We start from the raw sequence: 22988 nt of genomic DNA, 5'->3' as shown, positions 1-22988 counted from the left end.
TCCCCCTTTTATTTGTATTACTATACTTGTTAGCAATTCTTATGCCAACAATAAAAACCTCTTATATCAAGAGGTTTTTAAATTACAAGGACTTACTGTTCAATTATGATACTTTTTGTGCATCGTTATCTGCGCCATAATGATACAGTGTTCTATTGTGAAACAGCAATATTATAGGCTTCTATTTTTCTATACAATGTATTTCTACCAATGCCTAAAACTTTAGCACTTATTGTAATATTTCCATTATAATTATTTAGAACTTTAGTTATATATTCACGTTCAACTTCCTCTAAGCTTAAAATTGCGTCTTCACATTCCAAAACAGTACAATCTTTTGGCTTACTAGAGGTATTGCTGGTTATACTATCTTTAAAATAATTTTCTGTAAAAGATTCGTTATTCACCATTAGTTCTACAAAATTCTCTAATTCCCTTACATTTCCAGGCCAATCATAATTCTTTAATAAGTCCATATGTTTCTTAGATATATTAACAGACTTCATATTTAGCCTTTTCGTCACTCTAATCATAAAAAATTCAATTAATAACTCGATATCTCCTCTTCTCTCATTAAGTGATGGTAGCCTTAATGGGAGCACATTAAGCCTATAAAACAAATCTTTCCTAAAATTACCTTTTTCAACTTCACTATTTAAATTTTTATTAGTTGCGGCAATTACACGTACTGAGACTACAATATCTTTTACACTACCCACCCTACTTATAGTGCCTTCTTCAATTGTTCTCAATAATCGTGTTTGTAAATCTATAGGCATCTCACCTATTTCGTCTAAGAAGATAGTTCCTCCATCTGCAATTTCGAATTTTCCTGGCATGCCACTAGTCTTCGCGCCTGTGAAGGCTCCTGCCTCATAACCGAATAATTCAGATTCTATTAAATTCCTCGGTATTGCACCACAGTTTACAGCAACAAATGGTTCTTCACTTCGACCTCCGTAATTATGTATTGCTTGTGCAAACAATTCTTTACCAGTACCACTATCTCCTGTAATAAGAACATTTGACTTACTATGAGCTATTTTCTTAGCAAAATTAATTACCCTCACAAAATTGTCATCTTCTCCCATAATTTTGTCAAAAGTATAAATAGCATGGTGCCCCATTATCTTATTTGCTAATTTTCTTCCTTTTACTATCTCTCTAAATACGTATATTATATTAATTAGATTTTTATTTTTGTCTAATATAGGATATGTACTTAGATTAAATTGTAGTTTATTTTTATTAGAATACACCATAACATCTTCATCTATAATACTGTTTTTTGAAACAACCCTCTTTTTTATGTTATCCCATTGTTTCACTAGATCACTGATATGTTTATTCTTAATTATTTTATCTTCATAACCAAACATCTGTGCTGCAAAATGATTTACTGTAATTATTTTTCCCTCTAAGTCTGTGGTTATAATACCATGTGTAATAGAATCTAATATAGTTTCATTATAGATTTTAGATATAGATAACTCTTGAACATAATGCTTTGTTTCTAAAGTTTTTTCTATAGCATTTGAAGCAGCAACTACCATTCCAAGAGTATGAGAGTGAACATTATCACTATAGCCGGTCAAATCTAGAGAACCAATAATATCACCCTTTGCATTCCTAATTGGAGCAGCTGAGCAAGTCCATCTATGATATACTTTTATGTAATGTTCATTACCAGAAATTTGTAGAGGTTTCTTCTCAAATAGACAAGTACCCATTGCATTGGTACCAATATTTCTTTCATCCATATAAGCCCCAGGAACCATTTTAAAGTCAAATGCTTCAGATAATATAATTTCATCTCCAATTACACTTAAAACACAACCCTCTTCATCAGTTAATATTGCAAAGAAATTTGAACCTTTTACAAAGTTGTACAGCTGATTCATAAATGGTGTAGCTGTTAATATCAATTCTCTTTTAGACTCGAACTTTTCAAAAAGCTCTCCTTGATCTATAATTTTTGAACTAAATTTTTGTTCTCCATCTATTCGATATAAACTGCATCTTTTATGAGATGCTATTATATATTCCTTACCTTTTGTTACTTCTTGCAAATTCACTTAAAACACCTCCTTGGTGACAATATGTTCATATCTATTTGTTATTAAAAGACATGGCGGTATTTTTCTTTAGTCTTAGATTCTTCGCTGGTCTCTGAATGACATTTAAACTATAGATCAATAGCATAAAGTTGTTATCTGGCTCTATTTAGCTTCTAAGTTTATTTCATCTCCGGGATTAATGATGCCTGGCTTTAATACTTTTGCAAATATCCCCTCAGTGGGCATTATACAGTTGCCTACCTGTTGTTTAATAGCACATCCTTTATGACATTCTTTTCCGATTTGAGTCACTTCCATAAGTACCCCATTGATTTCAAATTTAGTACCTACTGGTAATGTATGAAGTTCTATTCCCTCTGTGGTGAGATTTTCAGCAAATTTTCCAGGTGTTAAGTCTTTTACTCCCATGGCTATCATTTTATCAATACTTTCTTGAGCTAATAGACTTACTTGACGGTGCCAATCTCCTCCATGAGCATCCTCTTTCAGTCCAAAATTCACGACAAATTCACCTTTTGGAATCGGCACCTTTATGACGCCTTTTTTTTCACTTATATTAATTGCAGTAACTCTTGGCATATTTATTCTCTCCTTTTTAATGGGGATCCTGACCTACGTTTGAATTTATACTTTTTCGTATATCCCAGATTTTCCACCTGTTTTTTTCACTAGTTCAATATCTCCAATTACCATCTCTTTATCTACTGCTTTACACATATCATATATAGTTAGCGCCGTTATGGATACTGCCATTAAAGCTTCAACTTCTATACCTGTTTTCCACACACATCTTGCTATAGCAGTAATTTCTATGCATTTTAATTTCTCATTATGTGTTAATTCTATTTTAACTGAATCTATAGGTAGGTTATGACACATTGGTATAAGTTCAAAAGTTTTTTTTGCGCCCATAATACCTGCAATTCTCGCTGTAGACAGGACATCTCCTTTTGGCATCGTTCCATCTATAATCATGTGTAAGGTTTCTTTCTTCATGGTTATCTTTCCTACGGCCACTGCTTCTCTAACAGTGATTTCTTTACCAGATACATCTACCATTCTAGCATTTCCTTTTTCGTCAATGTGTGTAAGACTCATTTTTTAACCTCCAATAGTATTCATATTTCTCTTAGAAGAAAAATCGCTGCCAAAATTGTGCCCCTTTGGCTTATTAAATATGATTTGTCTTATTTCTCTATCTAATCTTTCTGGGTGATTTTGAATTGTATCAAGTAGATCAATTTCTCCATTATTACCTAGACAAGGTTTTATTAGCCCATCATAAGTTAGCCTTACCCTATTACAAGTAGTGCAAAATTTATGGCTCATGGGACTAATAAAGCCTATTTTACCTTTATATCCTTCAATTGTGTAATAGGTAGCAGGCTGTCCACAATTACTCTTTCCATCATATATAAATTGAGGATGCGCTTTAATAATTTGTTCATTTGCAATTATTTTATCTGAATTTTCTTCCCCAAACTTACCTATTGGCATAAGTTCTATAAATCTGACTTCAATTGGTCTGTCTTTTGTCAATTCAATAAACGACTCTATTTCACTATCGTTGATTCCCTTTACTAATACTGTGTTGATTTTTACAGGTTGTAAACCTAACTCTAAAGATTTTTCAATTCCCTTTAAAGTGTTTTTTAATTTCCCACCACCTGTAATATAAGAAAATCTTTCTTCATTTAATGAATCTAAGCTAATATTTAAGCGATTCAAACCTGCCTTCTTTAATCCCTCAGCCATCTTGTCTAGTTTAATTCCATTAGTCGTTAGGGAAATATCCTCTATACCAGAAACACTAGCAACTCTCTCGATTATTTCACATACGTCATTTCTAATGAGAGGCTCTCCACCTGTAATCCTAACTTTAGATATTCCTACTTTAGCCATAGATCTGACAACTAGCTCAATCTCAGATGGTGTAAGGTATCTAGTTTTTTCTTCTTTGCAGTCTTCCCCTTCACCAGGGGAACAATAAATACATTTTAAATTACACCTTTCAGTAATAGAAATCCTTAAATACTTAATTTCTCTTTGAAATTGATCTTTCATCTTAATTCACATCCATTCTATGGATTTGGCCAATTTGTTCTAATTTGTAACCACCCATTGTTTTGAGTATCTTTTCGAATTCTTTGGACGTTAATATTTCAAGAAAATTTTGTACATCTTCTAATTCTAAAAACCTTTCTGGTATTATAAAGTCGTATTCTTCTTCATATAATGGAATGAAATTTAAATTATATATATTTGCAGCTGAGAAAATACCAAGTCCTGTGTCTGCACTGCCTGATGCAATTTGTGCTGCAACTGCCATGTGAGTAAATTCTTCCCTCTCATAACCGTAAATACTATCTGTTTTTATACCGTCACAAGCTAAGAGATAGTCTAATAGTATTCTAGTACCAGAACCTTTTTGCCTATTGACATATACTACTCCATCTCTTGTCATATCCTGTAGATTTTTTATTCCTTTAGGATTACCTTTTACGGTCATAAGTCCTTGTAATCTTTTAACTCCCTTTACTAGTGTAATTCCACCCTTTGGGAAATACTTTTTTATAAAGCTAGAGTTATATACACCACTTCTTTCATCTAATAAATGGACTGCGGCTAAATGTGCTTCTCCTCTTTTTATTGCCATTATCCCCCCCATGCTGCCTACATGAGCAGATGATAAGTGTTTTTTATAGTCTTTCTTTCTCATTAAATCGTAAATAGTATCTAGTAAAGGATCGTGACTTCCTATAGCTACTAGAGTGTTCTTTATAACACTTTCGTCTTTTAATAATTGAACCGTGATTTTCGAACCAGCTTCTATACCCTCTAAATTTAAGGGTATCTCTAAAATTCCATCTGCTTTGACAAAAGATGTGACTACTCCTGCACCACGGTTTAACGGTGTTGCTACTAGTTTCTCATCTACAACGCCCAGTTTCATCCTCACAAATTCTTTATATTTAAGGGTGGACATAATTGGCCTAGAAAGAATCGCCTGTTTTTCCTGATTTGGAGGAAACTCTACTTTTTGCATTGTTTGCAGTACTCTTTTGAATAATTTTTCCATTACTATTATTCCAGATACTGGATATCCTGGTACTCCGATAACAGGTTTTTTGTTTATCACACCTAGAATAGTAGGTTTTCCAGGTTTTATGGAAATTCCATGAGCTATTACTTCACCTAAATCTCCAATTGCTTTAGCAGAATAGTCATCTCTACCTGCAGATGATCCAGCATTTAGTACTATCATATGACATTCCTGGGCAGCTTTTGCTAGACCTTCTTTTATAAGTTCTAATTTATCTCCTATAATTTTGTAAGTAATACTCTTTCCGCCCCACCCTCTTATCATTGCTGAGAATATGGATGAATTAAATTCTATTATTTCTCCTTCTTTAGGATTATCTTTTGGCGCTACTATTTCATCACCAGTAGGAATTAACCCTATAATTGGTTTTTCCCATACCTTAACTTTTAATACTCCTCCCGCCAACATGGCACCAATGGAAGCTGCTTCTATTTTACTATTTGAAGGTAAAATCATTTCCCCTGCACATATATCTTCACCGATTTGCCTAATATGTTGCCAAGGTGTAGCCGAGCTTATAAGTTGTATGCTTCCATCTTTAAGTTTAATTACGTCTTCTACCATCACCACTGCATCGCAATTACTTGGCAAAGGATCACCTGTATCTAACCAAACAAAATCATCTATCTCTTTTAATATTACTGGTGTAGTAGGTGTCGCACCAAATGTTTTGTTTGCCATTAGTGAAATGCCATCCATAGCACTTGCACTATAATGAGGTGACGAAATATTAGCAAATACGCCTTCACATGTAATCCGTCCATAACTTTCTTCAACAGGTATCTCTTCTTTACCTAAAATTAATCCTGATTCATTTATCTTTCGAATATACTTTTCAAGTGCTTCCTCTAAACTGATATTTTCTAAATACTTGTAATTTGTTTTTACTTCCATAACACCACCTCCTTTAGCTGTCCTTTATTTAAACCTTCTGATCCTCTACTAATATGAATGTATCCATTGGATTTAGAAAGAATAGATATTAAACTAGACTTTCCATATACAGGATATATTATTGTTCTATCATGCTCTTTTTCCACCCTAACAGGCAAATACTCTTCTCTCCCTGTATTAGAAGGGTAATTACTTGCCATCTCACCATTTACCTTGGGGATAGACCTTTTACTAATTCCTAGCATAGTATTTATTAAATGAGTTATAAATATATTGCATACTACGAAGGCAGAGGCTGGATGACCAGGAAGTCCCACTACTGCCTTTTCTCCAATTTTACCTATAATAGTTGGTTTTCCCGGTTTAACAGCTATTCCATGGACTAAAACACCTGGATACCCTAAACTATCGATAACATCTGAAGTTACATCTTTTTGCCCTACAGAGCTTCCTCCGGAAATTAGTACAATATCACATTCCACTGTAGCCTTTTCGACTACTTCTTTCAATGTATTATAATCATCTGGAACAATTCCATAAAATACTGGTGTAGTGAAGGATGTTTGTACAATTGCATATAAGGAATAGGAATTAACATCCCTTACTTGTGAACCTATAGGTTTCTCACTAATTCCTATAATCTCATCTCCAGTAGAGATTATACCTACTCTCAACTTCTTTTTTACTTTAACTTCACTATAACCCAGCGCTGCTAATAAACCTATATCTTGAGGTTTAAGTAATGTACCTGAACCTATAACTTTTGCACCTATAACTACATCGTCGCCTTTATAGACCACATTGTTTCCTGGAGAGCATGCTTTACTTATAAAAACATCACCATCATCAAAATTTTCAGTATACTCAATCATAACAATGCCGTCTGCATTACTAGGTAATTCTCCACCTGTAGGAATATAGCATGTCTCACCTTGCTTTAACACAAAGGATGGTTTTTCACCCATCTTTATTTCTCCTATAATATTTAGTTGAGCCGGTATTGCATCAGACACCCCAAATGTATCTGATGCAATAACAGCATATCCATCAACAGTAGATCTATTAAAGGAAGGTATATCCTCCTCTGATATAATATCTTGACATAATATTCGTTCATTTGCTTCATCAATAGAAGTAAGCTCATAATCTAATTTATAATCCTTAAAGTTGTTTTCTATAATAGTTAAAGCCTCATCTACACTCTTTACGTCAAACATAATTACATCCTCCAATTCTCTAAAAAGCTTTTCATTTCTTGAGTCTTTGGCAAATAGATAATTTCACTTGATTTTCCAGATTCTATTATCTTTCCGTTCATCATAAATATACTTTCATCTGCTACTTTTACCGCTATAATTGGATTATGAGTAATAAGTATAATAGTAGTTTGTCCATTTTTATTTACTCTTTTTATGTAATCTACCAAGAGTTCATTTGCTGATAAGTCAGTAGCTGAAGAAGGCTCGTCCATTAACACTAATTCCCTATGTCTGACTAATAATCTTGCAATAGCAACTCTTTGTGATTCTCCCCCAGATAATTCTATAGCTTTTTTATTTGATAGTTTGTCCATCCCAACATATCTTAAAGCACTATAGATTTTTTCTTTTGACTCTTTCGAATTTTCAATTCCCAATCCAACATTTTTTTTTACAGTAGTATTAAATAAATAAGTTTGTTGAGGCATATAAGATACTTTTTTGTAGTTAATCGATATATGGTCATTGTAAAGGATTGATCCTTCGTCGCCCTTTTCTACGCCTGCTAACATACGCAGCATAGTAGTCTTACCTGCACCATTTGGGCCTAGGATAGCATACACCTTACCACTCTTAAATTCGAACTTATCGATATCTACTACAGTTTTATGATCGTATATCTTTTTAAGATTTTCTAGTTTTAAGTTCATTTGCCCTCCTGTATACGATGTACCAAATAATTAATAACAAAAGATATACTTAGCAGAATAATTCCTAATGCTAAGGCAATGTCGAAATTACCTTTACCTGTTTCTAATACTATTGCTGTGGTCATAACCCTAGTGCGATGCTGGACGTTTCCGCCTACTAGCATAATCGCACCAACTTCTGAAATCGCCCTTCCATAACCTGCCATGATAGCAGATATGATAGGATACTTACATTCAAAAAATAATAATCTCAAAATTTCGCTTTCGTTTAACCCTAATCCTTTACCTGTTTCCCAAATTATTTTCACCTTTGGCTTTACAGCTGAAATAACAAGCCCAGTTATAATCGGAAACACAATAATAACTTGTGCGATAATCATTGCAGCAGGAGTAAAAAGTAGCCCAAATCCACCAAATGGTCCATTTCGAGATAAAGACATGTATACTACAAGACCTGCTACTACTGGAGGAATTCCCATAAAAGTATTAATAAAACGCACAATATGTTTTTTGCCTCTAAACTCTTTGCTTCCTATTAATACCCCTAGGGGAATTGCTCCACAAGCTGCAATTATAGTACTAGCTATAGTCACTACTAAAGATAAAAAAATGATATTGTATACTTCAGCATCCATGGATGTTATTAGTTTAAAAGCTTCTATAGTGCTATCTAGTATCTGATTCATTTTGCCGACCCCATTTTAGTTACTAATTGTTTGCAAAAATTACTCTGTGTTTTGAATTATTAGGGACAGAAGTATTACTGTCCCTATTTTTTTATCGCTAAGTAATGAGCCAAGTGGCTGCTTGCAGACATTTGGCGACTACCGCGTAACCGCCAGAAACTCGCAAAACTTGTCTCTTGTGGTTTTAGTTTTCACTTATTAGTCATCTTTGTTATCATAAAAGCTCCTTACAATACTGTTTTTTGACTAAAAAAGTTTCATTACTGTGGGTTATAATTTGCTGTAAATAAACCTTCACCATACTGTTCAACGCCAAATTTATTTATTAAATTTAATACTTTATCAGAGCTTATCCACTTTAAATAAGCATCTGCGCCTACTTTATTGATCCCTTCGTGTTTATCTGGATTTACTTCTATAACTGTATACTGATTTAACAGATCATCAGAAGCGCCTACTATGATTTCTAAATCTAATTTGTCCTTCATTGATAAATATGTAGCCTTATCTGTAATCGTATATGCTTGTTCTTCACTAGCCATTAAAAGTACGTCACCCATACCTCTGCCAGCTGCGATATACCAATCTCCTTTAGGCTCTATGGAAATAGATTCCCACAATCCTAATTCTTTTTTGTGTGTCCCAGAATCGTCGCCTCTAGATACAAACTTTGATTCATTTTCAGATATACTTTTGAAAGCTTCTCCAGCAGAGTTAGTATCAGAAATTTGCGCTGGATTGTCTTTAGGTCCTACAATTACAAAGTAATTATACATAATTTCGACTCTTTCTAACCCATATCCTTCATTTACAAATTCCTCTTCAGCAGCTTTTGCATGAATTAAAAGAATATCTGCATTGCCGTCTTTACCTGTTTGGATAGCTTGACCTGTTCCTTGAGAAACTACATCTAATTGATATCCAGTTTCCTCTTCAAAAATCGGAGTTAGATAATCCATTAGACCTGAATCGTTTACACTTGTAGTAGTCGCAAGAGTTAACTTCTTATTAGTAACTTCATCAGTGTCTGATACTGATGTGTCCACCTCAGTTTGATTTGAATTATTACACGCGGTAAAAGAAATGATAAAAATTGAAATGATAAATAAAATAGATAGTTTAACAATTAAAGATTTTTTTGAAAAATTAATAGACATATTGTTATTTCCTCCTTTTCAAGTTTGGAAGGCAAAACCGTTTCCAGTTTTACCCTATCGTTCTTACAACCATAGACCTCTCCTTAGGGTGTAAGACTCGGAGCTTTTATATTTATAGTTTAATTCACAGTTAGTTCCTTGTCAATGCTATTCTCTTGGTAGTTATCTTATGATAGTAGTATTCATATGTATATCCTTGATTCCGTTATTGATTATTCATCTCTAGAAGCATTATTAAGACAGTTTATTGAATGATTTTATTCTTCTAATATTTATGATAAAATGAAGTGAAACTTTATTTAGTTAGGGTTTTCTTCATTAGTGCGGGTTAATTCGCAATATATAATAAATATTAGGAGAGTGCTTGTCATGATTAAGGTTGGAATTTTGACCGCTAGCGATAAAGGACACAAAGGAGAAAGAGAAGACAAAAGTGGTAAAGTTATTCAAGATAGAGTTAAAGAAATATCTGGTATAGTATCTGAATACGTAATAGTTCCAGACGAAAGGGATTCTATATCGTCTACTTTGATTTCTATGGCGGATAAGTCACAGTTAGATCTTATTCTCACTACAGGAGGAACAGGTTTTTCGCCAAGAGATATTACCCCTGAAGCGACCAAAGACGTAATAGAACGTGAAGTCCCTGGTATTCCAGAAGCAATAAGAGCTAAAAGCATGGAAATAACTAATCGCGCTATGCTTTCTAGAGCTACTGCAGGTATCAGGGGCAAGACTCTAATTATTAATATGCCTGGAAGTCCTAAAGCAGTGAACGAGTCATTAGATATTATCCTACCAGTGCTAATTCATGCTATTGAAATATTAATAGGACAAACAGGCGAGTGTGCTCGTTGATTGTTAGCACATAGCTTTTAGAACTCTGTAATATTTACAAAATATAATAAAGGCTCCTTAAATGAGCCTTTATTATATGATTAATTATCACTCAGTTCATAAGCGGAGCATAGTCCTGTTTTTATAGCATTTTGTCTTAAGACTAGATATAGTTCTGCTTTGGTAGCATTCTCATATGGCCAAACAAATATTGTTCCCACAAAAAATAATAAAGCGCCTAAAAAATACCACCCAATAAAAGATAATTCTAGTACCCAAATATCTAACTTGTGACCTTTTGTCATATCCATACTTAATTCGATAGCTCTATCTGATTCCATCTGTGGGTTTTCTGCGAGAATATAAGGTACCATGCTATAAGCATAATATTTAATAATTCCAGGTATTATAAATAATAATGACCAAAAGAAGTTATATAATCCTCTTAAAAACATTGTCTTAACTATGTTTAAGTATCCTTCTTTTTTAAACCCATAACCTAAGTAATTTAAATCCGCGTCTTCCTTAGCACCTTGTATAAAGAATTTTCTGCCTCCAATCTCAAGAGGATACCCTATAAATAATCTTAGAGCAATTGCAACTATAGCTACAATTAGTAATATGCCTCCAGCAATAGTCATAATATAATTAAATGTATCTTGATTAACTATGTATCCGTTGACATTAAAATCATTACCAGACATATTTCCAGCATTATAAGAAGATGAAGACCTACTACCTGTTCCTCCTGCAAAAGCGATAATTACACTGACTAATAAAGACTTCCAATATGTACTTTTCAATACTGACTTTGCTTTAGTCTTTAGTTCTGACCTATTCCACATAAAATCCCATCCTTTATCACTTCCATTACTTATGTTTATATCATAAATTGTAATAGTAGTACTTATATTTTGCCTGCTGCAGAACTCAACTCGGCAGCATCGTAGTGACAATCGTTGGCACTTGCTCCCTTGAGAAGTAAGACGCCTTCCCAATTGCGCGTCAATCTGCAGATACGAATAGTATATCATGAATTGTGATAGTATTACTATTACTCTTTACCCTGCACATTTACCTCCAACCATTTAGGGCTTAGGTCGTTGGCTCCTATCATATTTCATCCAACTTTACCAGATAAAGTGAAACTTTAATCAGTAGGAGTTTTCTTCATCCCCTACTGAAAATTGAATGGTATCGCCCCTGTCAGGGTTGGCGAGGCTTATAGCGACTAAAAGGAGCTAGAAGCCCGCAACCTTAGTGATAAATAAGAGTTAACAACTCTTTCCTTAAATCCTTCATAGAATTTAGACATAAAAACACCCCAGAAATTAGATTTATTGCTCTAACTTTTGGGGTGCACATCATGTGGAGTCCTTTTTACATTATATCTTCAATTGCTAAGGGAATGTATACTGTAACTTTAAATAAATCACCATCTATATCAATTGTAAATTTACCATTTTGAATATGTGTTAAGCTTTCTGCAATTGAGAGTCCTAGCCCTGACCCTTCTGTCGTTCTTGACTCGTCTCCTCGAACGAATCTCTGGGTTAATTGTTCTGGACTAATGTCAAGAGGTTGGGCAGATACATTCTTCATCGTTATAATACCGTAGCTTTGTTCTACTCTTGTATCAATATAAATTCTCGTATGCGGCATAGCGTATTTTATTGCATTTGTTAAAATATTTTCAGCGATTCTCCACATATGTTTACTATCGCCAAAGATTGGTATACTTTCTTCTAAGGTATTTACTCTAACTTCTAGGTTTGCATCTACAAATTTATCTTCACATTCACCTACCGCCTGTAGAATTAATTCATTTAAATCTAATTCTTGAAATTCTACATTTAGGTTACCACTTGAGGCTTTACTAGCCTCCAACAAATCATCGATCAACTGCTTTAATCTGGCCGACTTCTCTTCTAGTACTTTAACATAATCTGTAGCGTTTTCGCCCTCTAATTTTTCTCTTTTTAACAAATCCACATAATTAATAATAGATGTTAGGGGTGTCTTCAGATCATGTGACACGTTAGTAATCAACTCTGTCTTTAATCGTTCTCCCTTAATGGCTTCTTGCACAGCATTTTTCATGCCGTCTTTTATGCTAATAATATCATTATAAAAATCTCTGAAAGAAAGGCTAATTTGGTCTTGGTTTACAATATTTTCAAAATTTCCGTAGGATACTTGTTTTGTAACTTCCATTATTTTATTCAATGATTGAAGGCTTCTAAGTAGAAATATGAACGCTATTACATTAAAACCAGTAAAAACCGAGAAAGCAAATAGAAATATAATAGTACCTTGACTTAATGTAGCTAAGAGTATTACCCCAAGTACAGCATTAATAAAAACATAAGCAGTAAATATAATTATTATGCCGGGTCTAAAATATTTTGTTTTAAAACATAATTTAACTAATTCGTATGTTATAGTGTTTTTTGTTAATTTTTTATTTTTATATTGCCTAATAAATGATAATAACAATAATAATAATATATTAATATATATCCCTACTTCAATATAAGTAGAAATACTTCCCCTACTAAAAATACTTACATTATCTTGTATATAAAACATATTTACAAATACCTCTGTAAACACTATTGCAACTAACGCAAAAATAATTTGTATCTCATTGTAAATTCTATCTAGACTCGAATCAATAAGATTACCTTTTTGATCTCTTCCTATCAATTTTATTATTAAGGCAAAAGTTAATAAAAAAAGAATACTCGCTGCAATTAATATCATTCTAATATTTGGATAGTCTTTCATATACTGATTAAATTGGGCATTTTCTATAAAGAAATCATCACCTAAACGCAAAGACTTATACACTGCTCCATGAACTTCATAATCAGTCCCCTTTAACATTCTCATAATATCATCGTTGTAATTAAAGTTGGAATTATTATCTGATTTATATTGATTGAAGAAAACATATGAATCTTGTTTTTTAATAAAATCTACTGGATCCTCATTTTCTATATTAGTAAACGACTCATTGGTTTTTGTATCCTCTATATAATAAATAAAATTTACATTATTCTCTAAATGATCTTCGATAGTGTGTAGACGGTTTAATTTATACTCTATATCATTGTTAATTTCTTCATTTATATATTCTAAATCACTAGGTCTTTGATAAATTTCATCATCTATATAACTATTTGTCGATGAAGTTCTTATATGTTCTTCATTTTTTAAAATCACATTATATTCAACTACATTATGTAACAAATCATTAAACCTATTCTCAAATTGAAAGGTTTTGTTGTAATTATCCGTAGTTTGATCAGAATAATATTGTATATAGTCTGCACTTGGAATAATTACTAATACACTTGCCATCATAAGTAGAATAATAATAACTTTTAACCCATTATAAAAATTAAATCCTTTCCATTTTGTATCCAATACCCCACACCACCTTTAAATATTCTGGTTCCTTTGGATTTATTTCAATTTTTTCACGTATCCTTCTAATGTGAACAGATACAGTGTTTTCAACAGCGTATGAGGATTCATTCCATACTTGCTCGTATATCTGGTTTATTGAAAAAACTCTGCCCATATTTTTCATCAAATATTCTAAAATGCCGTATTCAGTTGCAGTGAGCTTCACTATATCTCCATCTACAGTTATTTCCTTAGCATCTGTATCTAAGACAAGACCTCCTGTTCTAAGAACACTAGGTTTTGGAGCAATGCTGCCAAAGTTCGTATAGCGTCTCATTTGAGATTTAACTCTGGCTATTAACTCTAAAGAATTAAACGGCTTTGTTACATAGTCATCTGCTCCCATATTTAACCCAATAATCTTATCTGTATCTTCAGATTTTGCTGATAGTAAAATAATCGGAAGATTCTCCTTCCTTCTTATCTTTATCATTGCAGAAAGTCCATCTAATAATGGCATCATTATATCTAGTATAATTAACTGAATTTCCTCTTCTTCTAATATTTTTAATGCCTCTACACCATTTGTAGCTTTGTATACTTTATACTTTTCTTCCACTAAAAATATTTCAATAGCATCTAATATGGCAGTATCGTCGTCACATATTAATACACTTAAATTTTCCATTCTATCACACATCCTCGCGCATCGTTATGATACAGATTTTATTTAAAAGTATCATGATACTTTTAAATGATTATAAGTACTTCGTTGAGATCCTTAAAGATCTTCATTTTTACTATATACTTCTTTTATTATGAAATAATTGTACCAAATAAGTATTACAAATGACTAACTTTATTCTTAAGACTTTCTTAAACAGCTAAAGTAAGATAGGAAAAAGTTATCTCTATAGAAGATAACTTTTTAGGGTACTACTTGATATGCAACTCTATATATTTACCTATTACTTTATAAAATTTCCTTCATCTAAATCTTTAAACGCCTGAGTCAGTTCTTCTTGTGTATTCATTACAATAGGACCTCCCCATGCTATCGGCTCTTTTAATGGAGATCCTTCAAATAGCAAGAATCGAATTCCATCTTTTGAGGCATTAACTATAAGCTGGTCACCCTGTTCAAATAGTATCGCTCTCTTGCTCTCTACTAATCCTTTTTCTTCATCAAAAATACCACTGCCCTCAATTATATAAATATATAATGTCTTATCTGACTGTGTATCAATTGCCCATTCTCGGTTCGGTTTTATATCTACATCTAAGAATCTTAACTTTACATAATCTCCACATATAGCTCCATCCGTATCTTTGTAATTACCTGATAATATACCTACCCTGCTCGCATCATCCTCTATTTTCGGTATCATTTCTGATAGAATATCCCTGTATGCAGGATCTGTCATTTTATCCTTTGCAGGTATATTCAACCATAACTGAACACCTAACATCCTCTCTGATGCTTGAGGCATTTCTTGATGGATTATTCCACTGCCAGCAGTCATCCACTGACATTGTCCATCTAAAATTCGCCCTTTATTTCCTAAACTATCTCCATGTTCGATATCTCCTTTAATTAAATAAGTAATAGTCTCTATTCCCCTATGAGGATGCCAAGGAAATCCTTTAGTATAATCATCTGGATCTATTGAATCAAATGCATCCATCATTAAAAAAGGATCAAAACTATATACATTAGGTCTACCTATAACCCTAACAAGATTCACCCCAGCACCATCTATTGCATGCTCACCTGTAACTATTTCTTTTATTTTGCGTATAATCATAAAAGAATACCTCCATTTATATATATCTTTTTATCATTTATATTAATACCCATTTTCTATTTTTACAAACTATATAATACCCTTCAGTAATAGTCAATCTTAACTTGAGTTTAATAAAAAGAATGATGGGTAAAATTAAAAGAGTATAAAATGAAATAGCCTGAAAGGTAAGAAATTAAATAATTGATAGTTGGAGATAGATCTATGATTGACAAGTTAAGAAACTATATTTTATTCAAATATATAGAACAAGCCATAATACGATATAAATATGATGATATTTCTGGTATTAGCGCACAAATAACCTATTACTTAATATTAGCATTTTTTCCTTTTTTACTTTTCTTAATTAACTTATTAAGTTTTACTCCTTTATCTAGTGAAATATTAATTAATAACTTCGATAGATTTCTCCCAACTGAAACAAGTATATTGATTGAAAATGTATTGTTGGAAACTTTGGAATCTAGAAGTGGCACTCTTTTGATAGTTGGTATTTTAGCAAGTCTTTGGTCTGCATCTAGAGGCTTAAACGCAATTATAAAAGGACTTAATCGAGCATTTGATGTTGAAGAAAACCGTAACTTTATTACACTTATTTCTTTAACTCTTATTTCTACTATCGGTTTAACGATTATTATAATCTTAAGTTTTTTTATGCTTGTATTAGGAGGAGTTATAGAGAATTTTATCTTTGATTTATTGGGCGAAAGTTCCTTAATAACTGTTGTTTGGAAGCTTATTAGATATATCATTCCCGCTTTTATAATGTTCATTATATTTTCTTTACTATATAAGTACACGCCTAATATAAAATTAAATTTAAAAAACATTATAATAGGCGCTTTGTTTGCTACAATTGGATGTAATATAACATCTTTATTATTCTCTTTCTATGTAAATAATTTTAATAACTATGCAATGGTATATGGAAGTTTAGGCGGAATTATAGGTCTAATATTCTGGTTGTATATAAGTACCTTTATAATCATCCTAGGTGGCGAGCTAATTTCAATTCATAAATATATTCAAAACAATTAATTGAAACAAAAATTAATTTCTATTGTTAGTTAATCTCTTTTTTATAAAATTATCTTTAGATAATTTATATATATTTGATGCAAATGCTACTCAATATCAGTATTTAAAAATAAGAGGCGATAGAAAATTAAAGAAGGAGCGAAAATAAAACATGGAACTATTAAGATGGTTAGGCGGCATGATTGTATTTGTTTGGGTTATAGGTTTAGTCTTAAAGATAGGTGGAAAGCTACTCCATCTGTTATTCATAATCGCATTGATTGTGTTTTTACTTTCTTTTATACTCTGATAAAAGTGTTATAACAGTTTTTCACAAGGCTATGATTTATATATAAAATGTAGTGCAGTGTAATGAACTATAAGTCCGCCTTGGCAGTGCAAATATCTTTGTACGTTAATTACGAATCAATGAATATCTCTATCCATGTCTAAAAGCTGCCAACAGGACTAATAATTGGCAGCTTAGAATTTTTATAGTGTTATCTAAGGTTCATATTACAAAAAAACTGTTCTAATATTTGCGGTTAGGCTCTAACTTACCTTTCCATTAACTGTATGTACCTTATCATAGCTAAACTAGGTATCAGGTTTTAGGCAGTTATTTATTAAAATAAATCCACATTATAGTTTGAACTCTTTCTTTAACTTTACATGTTTATACGTTTTCTTTTGTGTCTCATAATCGTCTACGATATTCCCATGTCCTATCATCTTATATTTGTATATTAACAATCCCTCTAAGCCAACAGGTCCTCTAGCGTGGATCTTATTAGTACTTATACCAACTTCTGCTCCAAAACCATATCTAAATCCATCACTAAACCTTGTAGAACAATTCCAAAAAACATTGCCGGAATCTATAAGGTTCATAAAAGTTTCAACATTTTCTTTGTTATTAGATACTATTACTTCCGTATGTCCTGACCCGAAAGTATTAATATGTGTAATCGCTTCTTTAATATTATCGACAATCTTAATTGAAAGTTTATAATCTAAATACTCACTTTTCCAATCTTCATCAGTTGCTATTCCTATATCTATAATGCTCCGAACTCTTTCATCTCCAACTAATTCAACACTTTTTTTATCCATAGCTTTTTTAAGTAGTGGTAAATAACTTTCTGCTAAATTTTTATTTACTAGCAAAGTCTCTGTCGCGTTACATACTGCTACGTATTGAGTTTTTGAATCAAGTGCAATATTAACTGCCATTTCTATATCTGCACCCTCATCTATATAACAGTGACATATTCCGTCTGCATGACCTAGTACTGGTATATTAGAATTTTCCATAATGTATTTTACAAATTCATTAGACCCTCTAGGAACAATTAAATCGATAGAATCATCTAACTTAAGCATTGCAGTTACATCTTCTCTAGTTTCAATAAGTTGTATCCAACCACTGGGAATACCAGCCTTTTCTGAGGCAGTTTTAATAATCTCCCATAGAATTCTATTAGTACTTCTAGCTTCTGTACCACCTTTTAAAATAACTGCATTCCCACTTTTTAGACAAAGGGATGATATCTGTACTAAAGCATCTGGCCTAGATTCAAAAATTACTCCAATTACACCGATCGGACAACTAACTTTATATAATTCTAAGTCTGTATCTAGTGCAGTTGCATCAAGAGTCTTTCCCACTGGCTCTGGTAATTTTCTAAGGCTTTCAATCCCTGCAATGACATCTACAACTTTATGTTCATCAAACTTCAATCTCTTCAAAAGCGGTGATGGTAGATTTTCATTTTTACTTCTCGTCATATCTTCGTTATTTGCAGTTACTATATCTTGCATTCTATTTTCTAGTTCATTAACTATCTCTGCTAATGCTCGATCTTTAATCACTGTATCAATAGCCGCTAAATCTATAGACGCTTTTTTTGCAGCCTTTGCCGCTTCGATTATACTCATACAATCCACCTGCTTATCATAAATTTTATCCCATATTAACAGGCACTAAAACTCACACTTGTAAAAAAAGATAAGTGGCAGATTAAGTGCGTGTAAAAGCCTGATTAGTTCTACTAAATAGAGTCTCACTTTATTTTCAATGATACTATAGTAGGTATTTTTATGCAATAGTAAAGCTTAACTCAGCAGGTATATTGAATATTTAAAATGCTAATCTCAGATCTAACCCTATCTAGAATTTGACGTTGTTTGAGACCCATCAATTTTCACTGTTACATCTAGATTTAGCGTCGTATTTTTTAAAACATCTTGAAGCTCTGCATTAGGATCTTTTCTCTCCAATTGCAGTTCTACATTAAATAGATCTATACCCTGTTCTTGATATTTTTCAAATAACTCAATACCCCTTTTTTTTATATCTTCTTCAGCTTGCTTTTTAATTTGATCTACTACTTTATCATCTGTAACATCGATTTTTCCTTGGACAGATTCTATTGAGCAAACCGTATTTATCTCTATAGTGTATATTAGGCTCTCACCATGGTACTCAAAATCGTCCTTCGTCTTGTTTTTCAACACCAACAATGACACTAATTTACCTTTATCTTGAGGATTGTCAACAGTTATGTCACCTAGTTTTATTTCTCCAGTCAAAAATTTGTACGTTGCAACTTCGTTTAAAGTCAGTTTTTCAACCATTTTATCATTTACTAATACAGCAGCACCACTAATTTCAACATCTTCACCTGTTTTATAAACAACTCGACGTACGGTAGGCACTATTGCTACTCTACTTCCTCTTAATCGATCGTTCAAATAATCATTTAGTAAAATAGATATTACTCTAGCTTGATGCTCTTGAAATATCATCATTTGTTCGAGGTATATACCTATATACTCTTCATCTTGTACTTTAGCACCTAATAATTCTGTAGGTTGGCCTTCACTTATAAACAAATATTGCTTTAGCGTAGGCTTTTGATTTCTACCAAAAGCTCCAATAATATCTATCAAGCCATGCTTTGCTATATTTTCAGTAAATACTACTGTTTTATTTACATCGTACGCTGCTGGCAGACTAGTATTAGATTGCCCAATATAGTAAGCATCTCCAATGGTCTCGCCCCGAGCGTAGCCCGTAACCCTTTTAGCTACCCCAAGATCTTGACCTTGACCTCTAGTAGATGAGAATAATTCATGATACAATTCTATTTCTCCTAGTTCATTTCGATCGAAAATTGACATTGTAACAAATTTTAATCTATTCATATCTCGGTATGCACAACCATTTGAAAGAAAAAGTGCTACTATCAATAAAGTTAAAAGTAATTTTTTCATTGCTCATCGTCCTTTACAAATATATCTTCAGATATATCACTTAGATTCCCTCTCGTTACTATGTCTTTGTATTTAAAAGTATTTACAGTGCCTAGTGGATAGAAGTATGGATAGTCACAACTAGTTAAATTTGACACATGAGAGACTAATAGTATGAAACCCATATAATAGCCAGGCAAACCTAGTAAAGCTGCAAAAACTACCATAGTAGTATTCCAAAAAAATATAGCAACATATAGTTTAGGCGACAAATAGGAACATATAGAAGTTAAGCCAACTATTACTACTGTGACCTGGGATGATAGACCTGAATTAACTGCTGCATCTCCTAAAATTAAAGCACCTACAATACTTAGAGTAGGGCCTATAGGTTGAGGTAATCTTACACCAGCCTCTCTTATAATTTGGAAAAACAGTATCATAATTAATAATTCTACTACAGTAGGCATTGGTACTCCTGCTCTAAAAACAGTCATTTTAAAAAGTAATACCGATGGTATAAGTCTAAAGTGATGAGTAACTAGTGCTAAGTACAAACCTGGTACTAATGTGGCAATTAAAAACGATAACCATCTTAAAATTCTTGCTGTATTTGACATAAACTTATTCATAGTATAGTCGTCAGTAGTTTGAAAATTTTCTATGAAAAAATGTGGTGCTATAACACCAAAACCGTCTCCATCAAACAAAACTATAACTCGTCCTTCGGAAATTTTTTGCGAGAGTATATCCGGTTTCTCGGAATAGGTTATAGTATCAAAAGGGGTCCCTTTAGCCTTCATTGCCTCTTCTAAATCATTTGCATATGCAATATAATCTGATGTATTAATAATATTTATTTTATCTCTAACATAGTTAATTAATTTTTTAGGTGCAACTCCATCCAGATAAATCATATTAACTGCGGTTTGAGATCTTACTCCTAACTTAAATTCTTCAATTTTTAAATCAGCAGTTTTAAATCTCCTTCTAATAGCGGACACATTGTCTTTTAGATTTTCATTTATCCCTTCTCTAGGACCTTTGACAACTGTTTCTGTAATGGGAATGTCGATTGCTCTCTTAGGGTATCCTTTTACATCACTAGAGAGAACTTTATCTAAGCCATGGAAAAATATTAATATATCTCCAGAAAAAACTTGGTTTAAAGCCTTATCCATATTATCTACTTCATTAGCAGGACAAGTTAGAAGCACCTCTTGCTTTACTGTATTGATATCTTTAATTGGTTTTTCGTCATACTGTATCAATGGTGCGATAATATTTTCACTAATAAGTTTTACATCACATAAGCTATCTATAAAAACCAATGTAACTAGTTCTTTTCCAAACTTTATCTCTCTATACCTTACGTCAATCATATTTTCTAATTTAGGTTTTATATCGCTTAAAGTAAAGTTTTCCATTTTCATCACCTAGTGAGTATTGTTAGTACTTAGCAACAAATCTATTCATTTAAGTATAATTTTATAGTTTTTATGCCAATAATCACAATATAATACTTTATTGTTACTAGTATATCGGCGAAATATAGTAATATTTATTAAAAATTATTTTATCATTAGATATAGGTTTTTGCTTGAATTAATATTTACAACAATAAGTTAATTAGTTATAAAGACTAAGATCTTAAGAAAAATTATTTTACGAATAAAAAGAGGTGTACCATGGATAAGATTTCTCCAGGCCATTTAATATTTTTAATACTAGGTGTAAGTATAGTTTCCATAAAAACATACCCTAGAGTTTTTATAGCTAACGGATTAAGAGATACTTGGGTTGCAGTTATCATCTCGTCTATTATCATATTTGCATTTTTTATTTATATTATGATTGTCTGGAAAAATTCTGATGAAAAGAATATGATTAAACTATATCAAGGTGCAGTAGGCGAAAAGTTTGGAAATGTTTTAATTGGTTTATTTGTTTTGACATTATTTATTACCCTTATTGAGTCTGCATCTGTAGAGGCTGATTCTATGAATCAAGTTATGTTGATAGAAGTACCAAAGTGGTATTACTTGTTGTTTTTTATCGTTCCTGCTATTTTTATAGTGCGCAAAAATTTAATAGCTATTGTAATTATAACTATGATTGGAATTACCTTTATTATGATTGCTGGTATAAACTTAGGCATACTGACCACTAAATATAAAGATGCGTCTATGTTATTTCCAGTATTTGAAAATGGTATCACAAGTGGTTTTATATTAGCTATCCTAGAGACTTTAGGTCTATACGGTTGTATCTCTATAACACTACCTTATCTATCTAAAATTCAAGATCGTAGAGGAACTATTATTCGAAATGTAATTATTGGTCTAATTATATTGATCCAAATGGAAATCATGTCTACTACCGGTATTTTAACGACTTTTACTCCTTTTCGAGCAGCAACATTGAATTACCCTAAACTCTTACAAACTCAATTAGTTAGCTATTATCAGTATTTTGATTTTGGCGAACTGTATGTAATGTTGCAAATTGTAGGTGGTTGGTTATTAAAGTATTTAATATCTTTTTTTGCTATCTTGATTATCTTTAGAAATTACAATATGAGTAAAAAACATATAGAGTATTCAGTTTTTATCATTAGCAGTTTAGTTCTCGTAGCGTCTTATTATGCCAGTAGAAATTCTTTACTCCTTTTTGATTTACTCAATATTTATCAGTATATTTGTTTGTTTAATTTTGTGTTAGTACCTTTTATGGTATTTGCAATAGTAGATGTAAAATCTAGATTAAATATATTGCCAGACAAGGACGATAAAACAGAACAAAGTACTTAGTTTATCTGGAATTAATAGGAACT

Annotated in this window: 20 protein-coding genes and 1 riboswitch; of the genes, 4 read left to right on the top strand and 16 right to left on the bottom strand. The window is 32.2% G+C overall.

All coding sequences use genetic code 11. The annotated features are described in order from the left end of the window. Positions 1–152 precede the first annotated feature (152 nt). The 9 genes from GC105_RS12805 to GC105_RS12765 form a co-directional block, all read right to left on the bottom strand. On the bottom strand, positions 153–2075 hold the full coding sequence (locus tag GC105_RS12805) for a sigma-54-dependent Fis family transcriptional regulator (protein ID WP_343030030.1): 1923 nt from the start codon (positions 2073–2075) through the stop codon (positions 153–155). 144 nt (positions 2076–2219) lie between these two features. Beyond that, complete coding sequence (locus GC105_RS12800; RefSeq protein ID WP_152805404.1) at positions 2220–2657, bottom strand: MOSC domain-containing protein; 438 nt, start codon at positions 2655–2657, stop codon at positions 2220–2222. Between the two features lie 45 nt (positions 2658–2702). Then, complete coding sequence (gene moaC, locus GC105_RS12795) at positions 2703–3176, bottom strand: cyclic pyranopterin monophosphate synthase MoaC (protein ID WP_152805401.1); 474 nt, start codon at positions 3174–3176, stop codon at positions 2703–2705. A gap of 3 nt (positions 3177–3179) precedes the next feature. Next, positions 3180–4142, bottom strand: coding sequence for a GTP 3',8-cyclase MoaA (moaA, locus tag GC105_RS12790; RefSeq protein ID WP_152805398.1), 963 nt, complete (start codon positions 4140–4142; stop codon positions 3180–3182). Position 4143: 1 nt separating this feature from the next. Beyond that, positions 4144–6075 carry a molybdopterin biosynthesis protein gene (locus GC105_RS12785; protein WP_152805395.1) on the bottom strand — a complete coding sequence of 644 codons (1932 nt, stop codon included), beginning with the start codon at positions 6073–6075 and terminating at the stop codon, positions 4144–4146. After that, complete coding sequence (locus GC105_RS12780) at positions 6066–7292, bottom strand: molybdopterin molybdotransferase MoeA (RefSeq protein ID WP_152805392.1); 1227 nt, start codon at positions 7290–7292, stop codon at positions 6066–6068. Before GC105_RS12780 ends, GC105_RS12785 begins: the two co-directional genes overlap by 10 nt. Positions 7293–7294: 2 nt before the next feature. Next, positions 7295–7984, bottom strand: a complete 690-nt coding sequence (locus tag GC105_RS12775) for an ATP-binding cassette domain-containing protein (protein WP_152805388.1) — start codon at positions 7982–7984, stop codon at positions 7295–7297. Further along, the gene (locus GC105_RS12770) at positions 7981–8670 is read right to left on the bottom strand and encodes an ABC transporter permease (RefSeq protein ID WP_246169838.1); all 690 of its coding nucleotides are present in this window, start codon (positions 8668–8670) and stop codon (positions 7981–7983) included. The genes GC105_RS12775 and GC105_RS12770 overlap by 4 nt, the downstream gene beginning before the upstream one ends. A 260-nt stretch (positions 8671–8930) precedes the next feature. Then, positions 8931–9827 (bottom strand): ABC transporter substrate-binding protein, encoded by an 897-nt coding sequence (locus GC105_RS12765; RefSeq protein ID WP_152805385.1) that lies wholly within the window; start codon positions 9825–9827, stop codon positions 8931–8933. After that, positions 9823–9942, bottom strand: a riboswitch (molybdenum cofactor riboswitch). It overlaps the preceding gene by 5 nt. A gap of 254 nt (positions 9943–10196) precedes the next feature. Here GC105_RS12765 and GC105_RS12760 point away from each other — a divergent pair. Beyond that, on the top strand, positions 10197–10685 hold the full coding sequence (locus tag GC105_RS12760) for a MogA/MoaB family molybdenum cofactor biosynthesis protein (protein WP_152805383.1): 489 nt from the start codon (positions 10197–10199) through the stop codon (positions 10683–10685). Between the two features lie 80 nt (positions 10686–10765). Here GC105_RS12760 and GC105_RS12755 read toward each other — a convergent pair whose 3' ends face one another. The 4 genes from GC105_RS12755 to GC105_RS12740 all read right to left on the bottom strand — a co-directional run bounded on the left by GC105_RS12755 (position 10766) and on the right by GC105_RS12740 (position 15880). Next, complete coding sequence (locus tag GC105_RS12755) at positions 10766–11620, bottom strand: DUF975 family protein (protein WP_246169837.1); 855 nt, start codon at positions 11618–11620, stop codon at positions 10766–10768. 424 nt (positions 11621–12044) lie between these two features. Continuing rightward, positions 12045–14093, bottom strand: a complete 2049-nt coding sequence (locus tag GC105_RS12750; RefSeq protein ID WP_152805378.1) for a sensor histidine kinase — start codon at positions 14091–14093, stop codon at positions 12045–12047. Continuing rightward, on the bottom strand, positions 14068–14763 hold the full coding sequence (locus GC105_RS12745) for a response regulator transcription factor (protein ID WP_152805376.1): 696 nt from the start codon (positions 14761–14763) through the stop codon (positions 14068–14070). The genes GC105_RS12750 and GC105_RS12745 overlap by 26 nt, the downstream gene beginning before the upstream one ends. 280 nt (positions 14764–15043) lie before the next feature. Next, complete coding sequence (locus GC105_RS12740) at positions 15044–15880, bottom strand: pirin family protein (protein ID WP_152805374.1); 837 nt, start codon at positions 15878–15880, stop codon at positions 15044–15046. A gap of 204 nt (positions 15881–16084) precedes the next feature. Here GC105_RS12740 and GC105_RS12735 point away from each other — a divergent pair, with 204 nt between their 5' ends. Then, positions 16085–16921, top strand: coding sequence for a YihY/virulence factor BrkB family protein (locus GC105_RS12735; RefSeq protein ID WP_152805372.1), 837 nt, complete (start codon positions 16085–16087; stop codon positions 16919–16921). Positions 16922–17072: 151 nt separating this feature from the next. Beyond that, on the top strand, positions 17073–17210 hold the full coding sequence (locus GC105_RS17315) for a DUF5670 family protein (RefSeq protein ID WP_281350128.1): 138 nt from the start codon (positions 17073–17075) through the stop codon (positions 17208–17210). Positions 17211–17542: 332 nt separating this feature from the next. On the opposite strand, the gene GC105_RS12730 is transcribed toward GC105_RS17315, so the two are convergent. From GC105_RS12730 to GC105_RS12720, 3 genes are all read right to left on the bottom strand, one after another. Beyond that, positions 17543–18838, bottom strand: a complete 1296-nt coding sequence (locus GC105_RS12730; RefSeq protein ID WP_152805370.1) for a glutamate-5-semialdehyde dehydrogenase — start codon at positions 18836–18838, stop codon at positions 17543–17545. A 228-nt stretch (positions 18839–19066) separates the two neighbouring features. Further along, entirely contained in the window at positions 19067–20176 is a 1110-nt protein-coding gene (locus GC105_RS12725; RefSeq protein WP_152805368.1) for a Ger(x)C family spore germination protein, read from the bottom strand. Continuing rightward, positions 20173–21582 (bottom strand): spore germination protein, encoded by a 1410-nt coding sequence (locus tag GC105_RS12720; RefSeq protein WP_193708414.1) that lies wholly within the window; start codon positions 21580–21582, stop codon positions 20173–20175. Before GC105_RS12720 ends, GC105_RS12725 begins: the two co-directional genes overlap by 4 nt. A 261-nt stretch (positions 21583–21843) precedes the next feature. On the opposite strand from GC105_RS12720, the gene GC105_RS12715 reads away from it, so the two are divergent. After that, complete coding sequence (locus GC105_RS12715) at positions 21844–22965, top strand: endospore germination permease (protein WP_152805364.1); 1122 nt, start codon at positions 21844–21846, stop codon at positions 22963–22965. Positions 22966–22988: the final 23 nt, after the last annotated feature.

Origin of the sequence: Alkalibaculum sporogenes, assembly GCF_009362815.1 — a bacterium.
Taxonomy (GTDB): domain Bacteria; phylum Bacillota; class Clostridia; order Eubacteriales; family Alkalibacteraceae; genus Alkalibaculum_A; species Alkalibaculum_A sporogenes.
This window is presented reverse-complemented; position numbering and strand designations above follow the sequence as displayed.

Bases quoted from the DNA above. Each gene is read 5' to 3' on its own strand.
- GC105_RS12800 (WP_152805404.1), bottom strand. From the start codon at position 2,657: ATGCCAAGAGTTACTGCAATTAATATAAGTGAAAAAAAAGGCGTCATA.
- moaC (WP_152805401.1), bottom strand. From the start codon at position 3,176: ATGAGTCTTACACACATTGACGAAAAAGGAAATGCTAGAATGGTAGAT.
- moaA (WP_152805398.1), bottom strand. From the start codon at position 4,142: ATGAAAGATCAATTTCAAAGAGAAATTAAGTATTTAAGGATTTCTATT.
- GC105_RS12785 (WP_152805395.1), bottom strand. From the start codon at position 6,075: ATGGAAGTAAAAACAAATTACAAGTATTTAGAAAATATCAGTTTAGAG.
- GC105_RS12780 (WP_152805392.1), bottom strand. From the start codon at position 7,292: ATGTTTGACGTAAAGAGTGTAGATGAGGCTTTAACTATTATAGAAAAC.
- GC105_RS12775 (WP_152805388.1), bottom strand. From the start codon at position 7,984: ATGAACTTAAAACTAGAAAATCTTAAAAAGATATACGATCATAAAACT.
- GC105_RS12770 (WP_246169838.1), bottom strand. From the start codon at position 8,670: ATGAATCAGATACTAGATAGCACTATAGAAGCTTTTAAACTAATAACA.
- GC105_RS12765 (WP_152805385.1), bottom strand. From the start codon at position 9,827: ATGTCTATTAATTTTTCAAAAAAATCTTTAATTGTTAAACTATCTATT.
- GC105_RS12760 (WP_152805383.1), top strand. From the start codon at position 10,197: ATGATTAAGGTTGGAATTTTGACCGCTAGCGATAAAGGACACAAAGGA.
- GC105_RS12745 (WP_152805376.1), bottom strand. From the start codon at position 14,763: ATGGAAAATTTAAGTGTATTAATATGTGACGACGATACTGCCATATTA.
- GC105_RS12740 (WP_152805374.1), bottom strand. From the start codon at position 15,880: ATGATTATACGCAAAATAAAAGAAATAGTTACAGGTGAGCATGCAATA.
- GC105_RS12735 (WP_152805372.1), top strand. From the start codon at position 16,085: ATGATTGACAAGTTAAGAAACTATATTTTATTCAAATATATAGAACAA.
- GC105_RS17315 (WP_281350128.1), top strand. From the start codon at position 17,073: ATGGAACTATTAAGATGGTTAGGCGGCATGATTGTATTTGTTTGGGTT.
- GC105_RS12730 (WP_152805370.1), bottom strand. From the start codon at position 18,838: ATGAGTATAATCGAAGCGGCAAAGGCTGCAAAAAAAGCGTCTATAGAT.
- GC105_RS12725 (WP_152805368.1), bottom strand. From the start codon at position 20,176: ATGAAAAAATTACTTTTAACTTTATTGATAGTAGCACTTTTTCTTTCA.
- GC105_RS12720 (WP_193708414.1), bottom strand. From the start codon at position 21,582: ATGGAAAACTTTACTTTAAGCGATATAAAACCTAAATTAGAAAATATG.
- GC105_RS12715 (WP_152805364.1), top strand. From the start codon at position 21,844: ATGGATAAGATTTCTCCAGGCCATTTAATATTTTTAATACTAGGTGTA.